General features: G+C 47.5%; 16 protein-coding genes. 8 read left to right on the forward strand and 8 right to left on the reverse strand.

Annotated features, from left to right (window positions below; translation table 11 throughout):
- Window positions 1-16: 16 nt before the first annotated feature.
- The 4 genes from HP401_RS03245 to HP401_RS03260 all read right to left on the reverse strand — a co-directional run bounded on the left by HP401_RS03245 (window position 17) and on the right by HP401_RS03260 (window position 5,413).
- Window positions 17-1,333: an ABC transporter substrate-binding protein gene (locus tag HP401_RS03245; protein ID WP_173604041.1), complete on the reverse strand. Its 1,317-nt coding sequence runs from the start codon at window positions 1,331-1,333 to the stop codon at window positions 17-19.
- A 25-nt stretch (window positions 1,334-1,358) separates the two neighbouring features.
- Window positions 1,359-2,459 (reverse strand): ABC transporter ATP-binding protein, encoded by a 1,101-nt coding sequence (locus tag HP401_RS03250; protein WP_173604042.1) that lies wholly within the window; start codon window positions 2,457-2,459, stop codon window positions 1,359-1,361.
- 61 nt (window positions 2,460-2,520) lie between these two features.
- Window positions 2,521-4,602 carry a glycerophosphodiester phosphodiesterase family protein gene (locus HP401_RS03255; protein WP_173604043.1) on the reverse strand — a complete coding sequence of 694 codons (2,082 nt, stop codon included), beginning with the start codon at window positions 4,600-4,602 and terminating at the stop codon, window positions 2,521-2,523.
- Window positions 4,603-4,633: 31 nt separating this feature from the next.
- Window positions 4,634-5,413, reverse strand: a complete 780-nt coding sequence (locus HP401_RS03260; protein WP_173604044.1) for an HAD-IIA family hydrolase — start codon at window positions 5,411-5,413, stop codon at window positions 4,634-4,636.
- A 370-nt stretch (window positions 5,414-5,783) separates the two neighbouring features.
- Here HP401_RS03260 and efeO point away from each other — a divergent pair, with 370 nt between their 5' ends.
- The 7 genes from efeO to HP401_RS03295 all read left to right on the forward strand — a co-directional run bounded on the left by efeO (window position 5,784) and on the right by HP401_RS03295 (window position 13,492).
- Window positions 5,784-6,677: an iron uptake system protein EfeO gene (gene efeO / locus HP401_RS03265; protein WP_087348453.1), complete on the forward strand. Its 894-nt coding sequence runs from the start codon at window positions 5,784-5,786 to the stop codon at window positions 6,675-6,677.
- Window positions 6,678-6,681: 4 nt separating this feature from the next.
- Window positions 6,682-7,959, forward strand: a complete 1,278-nt coding sequence (gene efeB, locus HP401_RS03270) for an iron uptake transporter deferrochelatase/peroxidase subunit (RefSeq protein ID WP_172139525.1) — start codon at window positions 6,682-6,684, stop codon at window positions 7,957-7,959.
- Between the two features lie 27 nt (window positions 7,960-7,986).
- Window positions 7,987-9,771 carry an FTR1 family iron permease gene (locus HP401_RS03275; protein WP_173604045.1) on the forward strand — a complete coding sequence of 595 codons (1,785 nt, stop codon included), beginning with the start codon at window positions 7,987-7,989 and terminating at the stop codon, window positions 9,769-9,771.
- 222 nt (window positions 9,772-9,993) lie between these two features.
- The gene (locus HP401_RS03280) at window positions 9,994-10,923 is read left to right on the forward strand and encodes a decaprenyl-phosphate phosphoribosyltransferase (protein ID WP_015893902.1); all 930 of its coding nucleotides are present in this window, start codon (window positions 9,994-9,996) and stop codon (window positions 10,921-10,923) included.
- 32 nt (window positions 10,924-10,955) lie between these two features.
- On the forward strand, window positions 10,956-11,312 hold the full coding sequence (locus tag HP401_RS03285; RefSeq protein ID WP_026133926.1) for an SMR family transporter: 357 nt from the start codon (window positions 10,956-10,958) through the stop codon (window positions 11,310-11,312).
- A gap of 23 nt (window positions 11,313-11,335) precedes the next feature.
- Window positions 11,336-11,776 (forward strand): divergent PAP2 family protein, encoded by a 441-nt coding sequence (locus tag HP401_RS03290; RefSeq protein WP_015893904.1) that lies wholly within the window; start codon window positions 11,336-11,338, stop codon window positions 11,774-11,776.
- A gap of 27 nt (window positions 11,777-11,803) precedes the next feature.
- Window positions 11,804-13,492 carry a hypothetical protein gene (locus HP401_RS03295; RefSeq protein WP_173604046.1) on the forward strand — a complete coding sequence of 563 codons (1,689 nt, stop codon included), beginning with the start codon at window positions 11,804-11,806 and terminating at the stop codon, window positions 13,490-13,492.
- A gap of 334 nt (window positions 13,493-13,826) precedes the next feature.
- Here the strand turns inward: HP401_RS03295 and HP401_RS03300 are convergent, their stop codons facing one another.
- Genes HP401_RS03300 through HP401_RS03310 form a run of 3 tightly spaced genes read right to left on the reverse strand, consistent with a single transcriptional unit; the run spans window position 13,827 to window position 14,561 of the window.
- On the reverse strand, window positions 13,827-13,982 hold the full coding sequence (locus HP401_RS03300) for a hypothetical protein (RefSeq protein ID WP_173604047.1): 156 nt from the start codon (window positions 13,980-13,982) through the stop codon (window positions 13,827-13,829).
- A 14-nt stretch (window positions 13,983-13,996) separates the two neighbouring features.
- Entirely contained in the window at window positions 13,997-14,212 is a 216-nt protein-coding gene (locus HP401_RS29800; RefSeq protein WP_173604048.1) for a helix-turn-helix domain-containing protein, read from the reverse strand.
- Between the two features lie 13 nt (window positions 14,213-14,225).
- Window positions 14,226-14,561, reverse strand: a complete 336-nt coding sequence (locus HP401_RS03310) for a sigma factor-like helix-turn-helix DNA-binding protein (RefSeq protein WP_173604049.1) — start codon at window positions 14,559-14,561, stop codon at window positions 14,226-14,228.
- 279 nt (window positions 14,562-14,840) lie between these two features.
- Here HP401_RS03310 and HP401_RS03315 point away from each other — a divergent pair, with 279 nt between their 5' ends.
- Window positions 14,841-15,440, forward strand: coding sequence for a LolA-like protein (locus HP401_RS03315; protein WP_173604050.1), 600 nt, complete (start codon window positions 14,841-14,843; stop codon window positions 15,438-15,440).
- A gap of 35 nt (window positions 15,441-15,475) precedes the next feature.
- On the opposite strand, the gene HP401_RS03320 is transcribed toward HP401_RS03315, so the two are convergent.
- Window positions 15,476-16,435: a DUF4855 domain-containing protein gene (locus tag HP401_RS03320; protein ID WP_173604051.1), complete on the reverse strand. Its 960-nt coding sequence runs from the start codon at window positions 16,433-16,435 to the stop codon at window positions 15,476-15,478.
- Window positions 16,436-16,489: the final 54 nt, after the last annotated feature.

The following is a 16,489-nucleotide window of genomic DNA, read 5'->3' on the forward strand; positions in this document are numbered from 1 at the left end:
CCATTGCCTTGCTTGATTATTTGTTGAACGGCGCCAGCATCTTGTCCGCTTCTTCCTGCGCTTTTTTCAATGCTTCCGCAGGCTCAGATTGACCAGTGATCACGGATTGCAGTGTGTCGTTCAAGAGCTTTGTCACTTTGCCGTTATTGTGCGTAGACAGCTCAGCATGTCCGTATTCCAGCTGGTCACGAGCTACTGCTGCTGCCGGGAAGTCCTTAACGTATTGCTTCATCGTCTCTTCTTCGTATGCAGATTTGCGTGTAGCAACATAGCCAGTATCGACACTCCACTGAGCAGCCCGCTTAGATTCGGTCATGAAGCGAATGAACTTCCATGCGGCTGCCTGTTTCTTTTCATCGGTTCCTTTGAACATGTAGAAGTTACCGCCACCTGTCGGGCTGCCGTAGTTCTTTTTCGCTGGCAAAAACGCTACGCCAAAATCAAACTTCGCGCTTTTCTTCACGTTCGTCAGATTCCCTGTCGTATGGAACATCATCGCCGTTTTGCCTTCCAAGAAATCAGAAGGTACAGTCGCCCACTCGTTGACGCCTTCAGGCATGACTTGATGCTTTTTGGACAAATCTACCCAAAATTGCAGAGCTTCTACATTTTCTGGCGTATCCAAGAACACTTTTTTCCCATCTTCGGACATCAAGTTCTTGCCGTTTTGCAGGGCCAGCGCTTGGAACATCCAATACGTAAAGCTCGAGGAAGGAATCTCGACGCCGTAGCGCCCGTCCTTTTTCAATTTGGCCGCGTACGAAACCAGCTCATCCCAGGATGTCGGCGGTTTTTCCGGATCAAGACCGACTTCCTTGAACGCGTCCTTGTTGTAATAGAGCACGATGGTGCTGCGCTGGAACGGAATGCTGTATGTCTTGCCATCTACTTGAGAGTTCGCCAGGAAGCCCGGGAAGAAATCATTTACGTATTCGCTGCCGCCATCCTTGGCAATGAGGTCGTCCAACGGAAGGATTGCATCCATATCCATCATCGTATGCAGCTCAGTAGAGAGCATCACTGCTACGTCGGGAGGAGTCTTGCCCTGTACAGCCGCCTGCACTTTTGTCGTTGTATCCTGATAACTGCCCGTATAGACTGGCTTGACTTTGATATCTGGATTTTCTTTGTTAAATTCTTCTGCCATTCCGTCCACGATCTTGGTTAAAGGACCGCCAACCGCAACTGGATAATAGAAGGACAGCTCTGTTGTGCCAGACGAATTGGCTCCTTGCGTCGCGTTGTTTGTGGACGAAGAATTCCCACTGGAGCAACCCGTGATCAGACTCATACTCATGACGACCGCAAATAAGCTTTTGACAACTTTACGCATCACAGTACCTCTCCCTTTTCTTTTCTCAATTGGTCGTAACCGCTAGATTTTTTCCGGTTTCTCTATCAAACACGTTCACCTGAGCTGGATCAAAACGAACATGCATGGTTTCGCCTCTTTTGCAGTGCCATTGCCCGTTCCATTTGGCCTTCCACAGCTTGTCTCCCACGGTGAATTCCACAATGGTCTCAGAACCGAGAATCTCTACTCCTTGTACCGTGACAGGGAACTGGAAGGAAGCACCGACAGATTGCCCTTCAAGGGCGGGTTGAAGTGACTCTGGACGCAAACCGAGAACGACCGGGGTCTGGTCCTTGATACTGTGAAACATAGGGAGCGGCAAAAACTGCTGACCTGCCAGCTCAATCCCTGCCTGATCGCCTGCCCGCCAAATGGCAGGAACCGTATTCATCGGGGGTGCCCCCGTAAACTCGGCCACGAACAAATTCGCTGGATGGTTGTAGACATCGAGCGGTTTTCCGACTTGCTGAACCTCGCCGTCGCGCAGGACCATCATGCGGTCTGCCATCGTCATCGCTTCCACCTGATCATGCGTAACGTAAATCATCGTGATGCCCAGCTCTTGCTGCAAGCGACGAATTTCCGTGCGCATGTGCCCGCGCAGCTTAGCATCCAGATTGGACAAAGGCTCGTCCATGAGGCAGATAGGGTGCTGACTGACGATGGCCCGTCCGAGTGCAACACGCTGTCGTTGTCCCCCGGATAATTCCTTCGGCTTGCGTTGCAAAAGATGCGCGATGCCCAGCATCTCTGCTACACGCTCCAACCGCTTGCCCTGCTCTGCTTTGTCTACCTTTCGCACCTGCAAACCAAATAAAATATTATCTTTTACCGTCAAATGCGGATAAAGTGCGTAATTTTGAAAGACCATGGAGATGTTTCGCCCGCTGGGAGGGACTTGATTCATCGGCTTGCCGCCAATCAACAGCTCTCCCGTGCTGATCTCCTCCAGCCCGGCAATCATGCGCAGTGTGGTTGATTTCCCACAACCAGAAGGCCCTACCAGCACGAAAAACTCTCCTGGTAGAATACGAGCACTCACTTCATTGACTACCTTCTGGCCCCCATACATCTTGGAAATGCGCCGCAATTCCACTTCAGCCACGACTTTCCCCCCTGAATCTCTCGCTGTTTTTTACGTATCCCTCGACTATACCAATTGCTTACTAAGGTAATATTTGGGTATTGTAAAGTTTTTGTGCATAGTCGGTAATAATCCCGCCGACTCCCGCCTCGGTTGCCCGCTTCATATCTGCTTCCTCGTTGACTGTATACACGGTCAAAATGATTCCCCGATGCTTGGCGAAGCGGATTAGCTCTGGCGTGACAATCTGATGGTTGATATAGTATTGGGCATTCAGTTGAACCGCGTCTGTTATCTGCTTTTCGGCGTACTGTTCCAGCTGTTCCTTCGGCTTGGTCCCGCTCAAGGTAAAGCCGAGTCCCAGTTCCGGATTGAGCTTGGCAAAGCGCTCCAATACTTCTGAGCTGAAACTGCTGACAATCACATCTTCAACCATGTCGTGCTCCTTGATGACCTTCGCCATTTCCTTTTCGTACCCAATCCCCTTTGCTTCCAGAATGACCACCGCTTTGCCCTTGGCCGCTTCCAGCAATTCATCCATGGTAGGAATGACAGCATCGGTAATTTCAGGCTGGTACCAGGAAGGATTTGCTGGGTCGAGCTTGTTCGCATTCAATTCGCGCAGTTCCTTCAGTGTGAAATCCTTTACCTTCCCGGTCCCGTTAGTGGTACGCTCCAGATCAAAATCGTGGATCAGGACAAGGTGACCATCCTTTGTTTTGTGGACGTCTGTCTCGATGATTTCCACACCCAGCTTCATTGCTTCTTCAAAGGCGTACATCGTGTTTTCCGGTTTTAAGGAAGGGATACCTCTATGCGCCATAACCATCGGAGGTTGCGTGATGCTTTTCTCTGGGTAAGCAGCAAGTAACTCATGCACCTCTTTTGGATCGTGTGAGACAACCCCCGCCACCCCCATCTCGATCATTTCACTCGCTTGGCTTTTGTTCGCCCGATCCATTCCCCACACGGACAACCCGCGATTGCGGAAGTAACGAATAACATCCTCCGTCATGGCAGTTTGCGAGAGAACGATCACATTGGAACGACTGCTCCTGGCTGAGCGTACGAGTTCCTTTTGCTTCTTTTCGTTCAGCTTGCCGTCGATATACACGAGAGCACCACGGTATTCATTGTTTTTCTCCCGCATCTCTTGAACAATTTCCGGTCGGGAAGACACAATGTGCACATCCGTGAGATTCTCTTTCTGGAGCAGACGATCAACCTCGGCTACCAATTTCTTGTCCTCGATATGAATCACCGGAATCGCCTTGCCCTTGATCTGCTCCAGTACCTCGTCCAGCGATGTGCCGTCTTGGGTGACAACTCCGTTCTTCCCGGATTTTTTCACCGGAATAAAAATGGAAGACGCTTCTGCATCCAGAATCGCATCGAGCTCGGACTTCTTGTCGTACATGGCAATCACCGTCGGCGGAAGGACAATTCCCGTCTTAGGTTCAGGGACAATCAGCACGTCGTCTTTAAGATCAGAGACCGGAATCTTGTCTTTTTGGGCATTCGGTCCAAATAACAGCTCACCAGGGGTTGGCTTGGGCTGATCAACAAAATCTTTGGAAGCATCATTCGTATCCTTTTCTGTCAGGCGTTCCATCGAGTGTCCGCCAGCTACTCCCGGATGAGAGATGACTCCCGGAACCTTCGCATCCATATAAGCCATCGAATCCACCACATTGTACGCAGGATCCATCAGAATGACGTGGTCGCCGCCATTGGCCAAATAAATGCTGCCTGTCGCCCAATCCGTCGGCAATAGCTCAGGGACGTCCTCCATGGAATCGAACAATTCAAAATCTGGCGTGACGCCATGGCGTTCCACGATTCCGTCTGCATAGCGGGAAATGACAATCGTCTGGTAAGGCTCAATCATGGTGCCTTCCGGAAACGCATGCATCCCTTCATTTCCGCCACGCTTTTCCTCGTCGCCGATCATGTATCCACTCAAATCAATCGAATCGTTAGAGATATTGGTGATTTCGATAAACTCGCCTGTGCTTTCATCAAAAAGAGGATCATTGACAACTTCTGTGATGAGCAGGGTTTTGCTCACCGCGCTTTGCGCCATAACGGACGGCATACTGCCTGTCACCAGACTTGCTGCCATTATTGACCACAACCACTTTTTGCTGCTCTTTCCCAACTCCATCTCCCTTGCCTCCTCGTTTTTCCTACTCGACTTACACCATGGCTTCCATCGTCGGAAGGATGTAATCTGGCTGAATCTCTGTGGCTTCCAGTTCGCGGCTGGTCGTCACACCCGTCATGACCAGCGCTGTTTTCATGCCGCTGTTTTTCCCAAGTAAAATATCTGTCTCCAAACGATCGCCCACCATGACGCATCTTTCTGGCTGTACTTGAAGCTGTTGAAAAACCTGCTCGGCGTAGTACCGAGACGGCTTGCCAGTCATCGCCCAGACAGAGGCTCCACCAGCCGTTTCAATCGCTTTCGCCAACGCCCATGTATCAGGAATGGCCCCCCCTGGCACCGGACATACCGGATCGGGGTTCGCTACGATCAGGAGGGCTCCCTTTCGTACAGCGTCAGCAGCCTGTTGCAGCTTTTCATACGTAAATCCACGGTCCATTCCAACCAATACATGCGTAGCCTCCTCCGCATCTTGCACCTGCTTTATATGAAAGCTCGCAATCTCTTCCTCCAATGCAGGCTCTCCAACGATCAGGACACGCGCTTGCTCCGCATTTTCTTGAAGATACAATCCCGCTGCGTAGGCAGCCGTCAAGATTTCTTCCCGCCCGGCAGCTAATCCGAGCTTCTGGAGGCGAGTTTGGCAAGCTGTTCTTGTCTGTACCGTCGTATTGGTCAAAAACATGATTTTCTTCTGCTTCTCCCGCAGCGTGGCAAGTGTCTTTTCCACCCCAGGAAGCAGTTCATTCCCGAGAAAAATCGTTCCATCCAAATCAAAAAAATACGCTTCGTACCTATCTGTATCTAGCAAATCCCCTGCTCGCTCCTTTCATTCGAAAACACAAAAAGCCCTCATACACGGCAATAGCACAAAGAAACAAACCGATCGAACGGTCTTTTTCGAATCTATTGCTGTATGAGGGCTTTCTCCACGTCTCGACCCACTTACAGACGTTATTCATTTGGTTGATAGCTCGATCATAACAGGTCATTGTTAAGGGATTGTTGAGCTATTTTTGGTTTTATGTGAACAACACCAAAACTAACCATTGCTAGTTAGCCAAAAAAAGATTGCAAACTGTCTAAGAAAGAGTAAAATTCTTTGTGGATGATAATGATATTCATTATCGTAATATAATCTTATAATTATACACTTATATCATATGAAGGGATGTCTTTTCATGATACAAAAATGGAGTTATCCACTCGCGGCAGTTGTTCTCGGCTCTTCCTTGCTCGCTGCTTGCGGAAACGCACAAACACAAACCGAAGAGAAAAAACCAGAAGCCACGCAGCCTGACAAGCCTGCCGCTGCTGATCAGTCTGCGACAGCGAGCACTACTCCTTCTCCTGAGCTGCAAGCCTCTATTGATCAATACCGAAAATGGGTCGTTGACCAAACCGACCAATTCGTAAAAGCAACAGAGAGCTTTACCAACGCCGTCAAAGCAGGCGATATGGAGAAAGCGAAAAAGGAGTATGCTCCAGCCCGTGCTTACTTTGAGAAAATCGAGCCTATCGCTGAATCTCTAGGCGATTTTGACCCTTGGATCGATGCCCGCGAAGGCGATGTGCCTGATAACGAATGGCGCGGCTATCACAAATTGGAGAAAGCTCTCTGGGAAACCAAATCAGTTGCTGACCAAGGTAAAGTGGCGGATCAACTGCTGCAAGATGTGAAGCAGCTCCGCGTGAAGGTAGAGAGCGTCGAAATCGATGTGCCTATGCTGGTAACGGGTTCGGTAGAGCTCTTGAATGAGGTATCGTCGAGCAAAGTCACTGGTGAGGAAGAACGCTATTCCCACACAGATTTGTACGATTTCGCTGCGAACGTGGAAGGCGCTCACGAAATTTACAAAGTATTGAAGCCTGCTGTTACGGAAAAAGACGCTGCTCTTGCAACTGAAATTGAAGCTCGCTTTGCTGATTTGGACAAAGCCCTCGCACCATACCGCAAAGGCGACGGCTATGTGCTATACACCGAATTGAAGGAAGACCAAGTGAAAAAGCTGAGTCAGTCCCTCGATGCATTGGCTGAGCCTTTATCCAAAATGGGTAAGATCGTAGGAGGCTAACAAGATGAATGACAAGCATCTCGAAAACACCACAGCGAACAAATTCACACGTCGAGAAGCTCTGAAGTTGGCTGGTGTCGGGGGGATTGGACTGCTGTTAGGAGCGACTGGGGTTAATACCCTTATGCCCTCCTCTCCTAAAAATGAGCAGACGAGTGCCACTCCGACCGGTGCAGATGAGGTCATTCCCTTTTATGGCAAGCATCAGTCCGGGATCATTACACCTATGCAGGATTTTATCTGCATGGGTGCTTTTGATTTGACGACGACCTCGCTAGGGGATGTCCGCAGCTTGTTTCAAAGCTGGACGCAGGCAGCAGCACGCATGACTGCCGGCAAAAACGTCGATGAAGAGAGCGATCACGCCCTTCTTCCTCCTGTCGACACGGGAGAAGCCATGGGCCTGCGCCCGATGAAATTGACGATCACATTTGGGCTTGGCGCTTCTTTCTTTGACGAGCGCTTTGGTCTGGCATCCAAACGCCCAGCTCCTTTGGTTGATTTACCTCGCTTCAACAGCGATGAAATGCGAAAAGAATGGTCTGGTGGCGATATTGTCGTGCAGGTCTGTGCCAACGATCCACAGGTCGCCTTCCATGCCCTGCGGAATTTGGCCCGGATCGCTCGAGGCAAAGCTGTCCTCCACTGGCTCCAGGAAGGCTTCCAGCGTACCAGTGCATCTGACCCGACTGGCTCCACACCACGAAATCTGCTGGGCTTCAAGGATGGCACGAACAATCCGCCGGTGAACGATCCTGCTACCGCAAATGAAGTCGTCTGGGCTAACACGGCTGAAAGTCCCGCGTGGATGGCAGGCGGCAGCTACATGGTCATGCGTCGAATCCGCATGAGGATCGAAGTCTGGGATCGCTCCACCCTCACCGATCAGGAGAATACATTTGGTCGTCACCGTTTAACCGGTGCTCCTCTTGGCAAAGCAAATGAGTTCGACGAGCTAGAGCTGGATCGAAAGGATGCCAAGGGTAAACCCGTTATTCCTGTGAATTCCCATACCGCCCTGGCCCATATGGAGGGCAAAGTGAAAATTTTGCGGCGCGGATACTCTTATTCAAGTGGAATGGACCTTAAGACTGGTCAGCTCGATGCTGGGCTGTTGTTCATTTGCTTCAATCGTGATCCACGCAAGCAATTCATTCCGATGCAACAAAAGCTCGCATCTGTCGACCGACTCAATGAATATATCACCCATGTCGGCAGTGGTTTGTACGCCTGTCTACCTGGTGCAAGTGAGGGCGGATACATCGGGGACACGCTATTTTAACCAACTACCTGGGATGGAGTGAACACCTTGAAACGCTATCTGTTTATCCTTTGTACATGCATGCTGCTATGGACATCTGCTCTGTCTGCCGCTGTAGCCGCGCCGCTGGTGCCAGAGCAGCTCAAGCAAATGATCGCCCTCTCTAGCGATGCCTTGATTAGCAGTGGAGATAACAACTGGGAAGAAGCAGCGAAAGCGATCAGCGGTATGAAGAGCGTCTGGGAGGGCAATTCGGAAGAAACCTCGGCAGATGCACAAGCTTTGACGCAAGCAATCGCGGAAGCAGAAAAAGCCCTTGCTCAAGCAAAGGCGAATCCCGACACTGCAAAAGCAGCCATCTCCACTTTGGCAAAAGCAACAGATCGTTACGTTTCGTCCAAAGAAGAAGGCGGTCAGCCAAAAGAACGCGCACACAAGCAAATTGCGGCATTGCTACCGCTCTTGCAAAACAGCATGACAGCCATCACGGAAGGCGATCTGACAAAAGCTAAGCAATCATACAACAGCTTCGTCGCCGGCTGGTACAAGGCAGAGGGTCTTGTTCGAACGGAAAATGCCGCCGTCTACGGGGATATGGAAATCAAAATCAGCGGTGCACGCATTGCCCTGAACACAGAACCACCCGATCCTAAAAAGAGCGCAGAGAAAGTACAGGCACTCATTACTACCGTGGACAATTATTTGTCAGGAAAGGCAGTCAAACAGGACGCTGCGAGTCCTTCTTCCGAGCAGCCCACCATCTCGTCTCTACTGGCACTCCTTGCATCGGTAGAAACCGATATCGCCAATCACGACGCAAACGCTGCTTCGGACAAAATGGAGACCTTTATCACCTCTTGGCCCTCTGTAGAAGGCGTAGTCATGACCAAATCGCCTGCTACCTACAGCAGTATCGAAGCCAAGATGGTCGCAGTCCCGACACTCATCCTGTCCAATCCCCCGCAATGGGAAAAGGCGTCCGCTAATCTTGCGGAAATGAAGACAGAGCTTGCGCCATTTGCGACAGCGTCCTCATACACCGCGTGGGATGCGGGACTCATCTTGTTCCGCGAAGGACTCGAGGCTATCTTGATCATCGTCTCTCTCCTTACTGTCCTGAACAAGTCAGGCAACGCCGACAAGCGCAAATGGATCTGGTCTGGGTCAATTGCCGGGATTGTAGTTTCCGCTATTCTTGCCGTCATCCTCAGTGTCGTCTTCTCCAACCTGTCCACAGGCAACTCGCGAGAAACGATTGAAGGAGTAACCGGACTGGTTGCCGTCTTCTTTATGGTGACGATCGGTGCCTGGTTGCATAAGAAGTCCAATTTGCAGGCATGGAATCAATTTGTCGAGAAATCTATCGGCTCTTCTTTGGCAACAGGAGCTCTGTGGTCACTCTCATTTACCGCGTTTCTCGCTGTCGCCCGCGAAGGGGCAGAAACGATTATCTTTTATATGGGAATGGCCGCTACAATCTCCATGACAGACCTAATGATCGGCATTTTGAGCGCGCTTGTCGTCTTGGCCGTGATTGGCTTTGTCATCATCAAGCTCAGTGCACGCATTCCGGTGCGTCCGTTCTTTTTTGTTGCCAGCCTATTGCTCTACTACATGGCATTTAAATTCGTCGGCGTCAGCATCCACGCTTTGCAGGTGACGGGGAGCTTATCTGCACACAGCAGCGATTACTTGTTGTACGCACCGACTCTCGGCATTTACGCGAGCTGGGAAACGACGATCCCGCAATTGATCGTACTCGTGATCGTTCTTTTCAATTTGTTCCTGTATTCTCGAAAAAAAGCCGCCACTCCTATTCCACGAGTGAATTAAAAAGAGAAAACCTGAAAAACGCAGCTCCATCACGAGGGCTGCGTTTTCTTATAAACCCCGCTATTATTTTTGACAATCATTCTTTCTCGCAAGTTCACATTTTTTCTGGTATCCTTAAATTTTTATGGAGGAAGTTATGTTACCATATTACAGGTGTAACCTTCTTTTTACATTTTCCGTCATTAGAAGGTACAAGATTCGATATTAGGATAGGGGTTAGATATGGGGGCAACATCAAATTCTGTTAAAGTTGACGTCAAAACAACGCCACGCGTTCGACAAAATATGGTCTACCTATTAGTGAAGCAGCTTCGTCCACATCAATGGACAAAAAACTTGCTTGTCTTTGCTGCCTTGCTATTTTCCTTGCACAAAGTAAGTCCGGATGTCATTGGAAAATCAGTGCTGGCCTTCCTGCTGTTTTGTTTTGTATCCGGCTGTGTGTATATCCTCAATGATTTTGTCGATATCAAAAATGACCGAAATCACCCGGAAAAACAGTTCCGGCCCATGGCTTCTGGTGCATTGCCGCCAGCCCTTGCATTAGCATTCGGTGTGTTTTTGTTATTAGGTTCCCTGTTTAGTGCTTATTACTTTGACCGATTATTCGCGCTCGTACTGCTGGTTTACTTTGTGCTCAATGTCGCTTATTCGCTGAAGCTGAAGCATGTGGTCATTCTGGACGTCATGATTATCTCAGCTGGTTTTGTTTTGCGTGCCATCGGAGGAAGTCTGATGATCCAAACACCGTTCACGCCGTGGTTTTTGCTCTGCACGATGCTGCTCGCGCTGTTTTTGGCCATCAGCAAACGTCGCCACGAGTTGATCTTGTTGCAGCAGGATAAAGGAACGCATCGCAAAGTGCTCGACAGTTATTCGTCCGAGTTGTTGAATCAGTTGAATACGATTGTGACGACCATGACAATCATCAGCTATTCCTTGTTCACTTTTACATCGGGACGCACGATTCACTTGATGTGGACCATTCCGCTCGTGATCTTTGGTATTTTCCGTTACCTGTATTTGATCACCGTTGCAGGCCAGGGCGGCAGTCCGGAAAAAGTTTTGTTGCAGGACAAGCCGATTCTCATTACGGTGTTCCTGTATGTCGTCATGGTAGCCGGGATTATTTACGTATTTGAATTGAAATAAGTTACTTGCTCAGATAGGTTGTGGATCAGACTATGCCATCAATTGTTCTCATCATCATTTCTGTGATCCTCAGTGCGTGTGGACAAGTCGCGATGAAGATGGGCGCATCCTCGCTCACCAGCAACAATGACATGCTGCTACTGAAGTTCCTGCACTATTTCACGAACCTGCCGATTATGGTGGGACTTGCGCTTTACGGACTTTCTGCGTTTATCTGGATTGCTGCGCTCGAAAAGGTGCAGCTCTCCTATGCTTATCCCATGGCAGCACTCGGATACGTGTTGGTAGCTGCGCTGTCCTTCTTGATCTTCAACGAACCGTTGTCCCTTACACGTATTGCCGGTCTGGCGATTATCGTCGTAGGCGTCGTCGTCATTTCTCAATCGTAATCATCACGTAGAGGAGTTTTCTCATGTTATATGCGCTAGCGCCGTTTATCGGCTGGCTCGTGTCCGGAATAACCAAATTTTTGATTAATTACCTCCGTTTTGGGTCCCGGGCCAAAGAAATGGTCGGGAACGGCGGATTTCCCAGCACCCACACAACTGTCATGGTCACGACTGTGTTTTTGATTGGTTTGCAGGAGGGCTTTACTCATCCTGCATTCGGGCTGGGTGTGGCTGTGACATTTATTGTGATCATCGATGCGACTGGCTTGCGCAGAGCGGTAGGAAAACATGCAGAGGCACTTAACAAGCTCGCAAAGGAACATCCGGACGTGTTTCCCACCAAGCCTTTGCGTGAAAGCATGGGACATACCAGATGGGAAATTGCCGGGGGTCTGGTGCTCGGGGTACTGCTTGCGACCGTATTGCATCTGCTGGCAGCGAACCTCCCTAACCTCATTGGCTAGTAGATTCGTAGACAGGAGATTATGTTCATGAATAACCGTACAGCTACGTACTCGTTCCTGCTCGGGACGGCTTTGCTATTGTTTATGGCTACGATTGTGCTTAGCACATCGATTTTATTTTTGTTCGGCGTATCCGTGACGGCCGCCAGCTTTTGGATTGGCCTCTTTGCGGCTTTGGCTGCGATGGCCGCGATGGTGTCGGTCTTCGTAAGTTCACGTCGTCGGGCCTGGTTTTTCTCCGTGTTGGCTGGACTGGCGATTGTTTCAGGCATCAGCTACTTCATCAGCGCTAATACGTTTGATCTCTCTTTTGACGGACAAACATATCATCAAGAAGCAATCGTGAAGCTAACCAACGGCTGGAATCCGGTTCATGACCAGCCCATCCTCAAGCCTCCTGGTTCAAAAGAAGTGGATGAGATGGATAATAAAGAGGTTCTCTCGGCCTTTCACCTGTGGATCAATCATTACGCCAAAGGTCCATGGATGCTCGATGCGGTTATGTATAAACTTACTGGTCAGATTGAGGTTAGCAAAATATTCAACCTGTTGTTGATTGCATCGTCCTTTTTCCTGACACTCGCTGCCATCCGAACCGCTTTCCCGAAGAGAAAAGGGGCGGCAATTGCGCTCGCGCTTCTCGCAGCGTTCAATCCCACGGTGATTACGCAATCGACTTCCTTCTATATTGACGGTCAGCTTGGTTCACTCGTGCTGATCCTCTGTGCTCTCGGGTATCTGCTGTATAAGCGCTACCATGCCTGGACGCTACTGGCACTATGCGCAGCGCTCATGCTGCTGGCGCAGATCAAATTCACGGCATTGGGGTATGCCGGATTGCTCGGCTTGGCTATTCTCGTGCTCTTCTTTTTCTATGATCGCCGTCAGCACATCAAAAGCATGCTCGTATGGCTTTCAATTAGTCTGGTTATCACCGTAGGGGTTGTCGGGTTCAATCCGTATGTCACCAACACGCTAACGAAGGGACATCCGTTTTATCCGTTGGCGGGCAAAGGTGCCGTTGATATCATGACCTCGAACAGCCCGCATGGCTTCAAAGACAATTCCCGCATAGAAAATCTGGCTATCTCCTTATTTTCCAAATCGGAGAATATTGCAACACCCCATAGCCCTACATGGAAGGTGCCATTTACGGTCACATGGAAAGAGCTCGCCGTGTTCTACTCTCCTGACGTGCGTGTAGCCGGATTCGGGCCGCTTTTCGGAGGAGCTGTGATTGTTACATTGCTGCTTCTCGTCGCCTTGCTTTTGGGGACTCATCGAAAAAAAGCGGCACCTTTCTTGTGGATCAGTCTGGCGCTCTTCGTAACCGTGCTGATTAATCCGGAAAGCTGGTGGGCGCGCTATGTTCCGCAGCTTTGGTTGATTCCACTCTTGATTGCGCTGGCAGTCTTGGATGTTCAGAAGAGCTTTTTCCGCAATGCGGGCAAGGTTCTGGTCGTCATTTTACTCGCCAATATGGTGATGGTGAATGCTTCTCATATCATTGGACAGTCTGGCGCCAATGCATTAGTGAAAAAGCAGCTTGAAGAGATCAAAGCAAGCAACAAAACGCTGGTCGTAGACTTCCACCATTTCAATGCAGTGAAAGTACGTCTGCAAGAAGCTGGCATTCCTTTCGTCGAGCAAAAGCTGGATAAAGGTGAAGATGTCAAAGGCTTTATGACTACGCGTGCGGTTTATCTCTTAAAGTAATGAGTAATCCCCTTCACAACCAAATGGAAGGGGATTTTTGTTTTTACTATGATCGCTAGCCAAAACGTTTACCACATTGCTCACCAAAAAGTTGCCCACCTGACAGACTGAAGGTAAATCGGAAATGCCTCCAATTCAGTTCCTCCACCTACTTCTTAATTGCTTTTAGCTCTTTAGACAATTTTTGTTGACTTATGAGTATCTGGACCAAAGCAGCACTCGATACAAGGAATAACATCGTAGCCAAGAGGCATCCTCCTATTCACAATCAGATAGAAGTAGAAGGAAAAGACCCTTTCCCTTCTACAATTTATAGAGAGAAGGAATAACCGCCTTACGGTGATTCTTCTTTTTCGTCATTCTTAGTGGCACGTAATGCTACATTAATCAAATCGCGAATTTGTACTTTCAACTCAACATGCTTATGGATCACCAACAAAGTTAAAATTGCGATAAGTATTGCAATGATGACTGTAACTGTTTCATTCATTCAAAAGCCTCCTTTTATGTAGGAGTGGCCGTTGATTGGATCAGCTCCATCAACATTAGCTTTAGGGATTGCATACTATCTTCATGTGACATACGAATAAACCAAGTCATTTTTTTCATATCTGGTTCGTAGTGATGAATTAAGGCTTCAATTGCAAGCGGATTTCCTTTTTGAGCATCATCAACTAATTTACAAAAGTCTTTTTCGGATAATGTCTCAGTTATTACCACACTACTCCCCCTTTTAAGCTAATGCGAGTTTATTTCGCAAACGTTGTAGGGCCTGTACTTTACATGCGTGTAGTCGAGAGGGAGAAAGCTCTAATCTCTTTGCGACTTCTCTTTCAGATCTTCCTTCAATGACCACCTGTTGAATGATGAAACGTTCTCGTTCAGGTAGACTGTTAAGCAATTCCTCAACAAACATCTGGGAATCAACTTCTTCTGTATGACCGATGTCCCACTTTTCGTTGGTAAACTGAATTTCCCTACGATATTTTTTCTTTGCCTCGTATTGCAACTTCCAAGCTGATCGTTTCAACTGCTGCCTTATCTTCTCCTCAAGTGATTGTTCTGTCATATAATTCCCCCTACCTACTAGGTAAAATTAATGGGTATTTGCTCACATATTTTTGAGAAAAACAAGAAAACAAGGGATCATACGTTCTATTTTACCACAAAAATCGGCAATTCCCCCCCTAAAATTCAATATTTTGATACATTCTTGCAACATAGTTCTATGAGTATTTAGGTTCATTTTAAAGCACAATTCTTTATAACCCCATGATAGACGGAACTTTTTCCCAGCCGGGACGTCTAACAAGTATAGCGGGAAATTAAATTAGGGGAGGTAACAGCCGTGGTAAAAACTTCGCTTCTCACATCATTGGCCTTGGCCATTTCAATTGGATTTTCAGGAATTATTGCTCCGTCAGTTTCTGCGAATACTCCTATACCAAATCAAAACGTTCAGTCCCAGCCTTTGATTGAACATGTAAAATCCATAAGAACTGAACATAAAGGTATTTTCTCAACTGCAATTACTGAAGAATGGTTTAACCCACAAAATGGTTTTCTACGAGAGGACAATTTTGTAAAAGAACAAGAAAAAATCACTTTAAAATCCAAGGTACATCAATACCCTAACCAAAAATCACTGTTTAAAGAAACCATTGACCGGTATCAAGACAAGGATATTTGGACGTATTTAGGTGTTGAGACTTTAAATGGGCAGCAAGTTAAAAAGATGAAAACCATTATTGAGCCGAAAAGTGGTATTTATCACATCGTGTATGTGAGTTCATCTACGGGGTTACCCATTAAAGAGGATAAATTTGATAACAAGAACGATTTATTGGCTACTTATGTCTACTTTTATGATCAAGTAACCGATCCGAATGGTGAGATCTTTAAGGTTAAGGAGAAAAATTTAGAGATCGATCTGCAAAAAACGAAGTGATTATCACTTCGTTTTTTGCATTTTCAACTATGAGATTACACTTCGTAGAAATTGTTGATTGCATCAAAAAGTGAGTTATTATTTAGAAGGTTATGCGTCGATCCAGCGTAGAAAACCATTGGCGCTTCTTTGACAATTCCAGAGAATGTATCAACATAGTAATCGAACCTGTCAGATCGGCTCTTGCGATAATTATCATCACCTTCCATGGTTACCCCAATTAATGCTGTGGCCGAAGTCTTTCTTCCACCTCCAACAACGTCTCCATCTAAATCATAGACCTTTTGACGATTGGCACTATCAAAAACTTTATCCACGTTCTCTTGGTAAGGATCGCCTTGAAAATAGTATTGTGGTTGGATGCAAATGATATCAAAAATGTCTGTTCTGTTTGCAATTACCCCTAGATTATGAGTGATATTCTCTGCGTACGTTCCAAAGCCATAGTATGGCGCCCACATAAACGATTTTTTATGTGTATTACGTACTCTGTAAGCAATATCATTTAACAATTTAACCATTTTGTTCGAGGTCGGGTTGGTACTGCTGATTTTCTGGTCGATTGGGAAAATCGTTTCTGTTCGGAAGTAAAATCCTTCGATACGGAACTTCCATTCCTTTTCACCTAAAATTTCGATACATGTGTCTTCTACTTTTCGCATAAAGGATCGATAGTCGGAATAAAAATCATCGATATTTTTAATCGTAGTAATATCATTACTTAGTGCTGGCAACGAAATATACAAGTCTTTATGGTCTACTTCTGATGCTTTGTATTCAGGTAAAAAATCAGCAAGATCATCAATCATTTGATCAATTACAGCATTACGGTCTGACTTGCCCTTTCGATAGTCAAAAAACACTCTATCCATGTTTCCTAGGTGCACTACGAAATCATGAATGTTGGTACCGGCAAATTTATTTAACATTTTAGTTGTTACTGTGCCATAACCCTTGCCTGTATAAAGATGAATCCCACGCATTCCTTTAGACATATTCACAACACTCCTATTTTAGATTCGGCGTAATTTTGACCGGTCATCATTTCG

Source organism: Brevibacillus sp. HB2.2 (genome assembly GCF_013284275.1).
GTDB lineage: Bacteria > Bacillota > Bacilli > Brevibacillales > Brevibacillaceae > Brevibacillus > Brevibacillus brevis_D.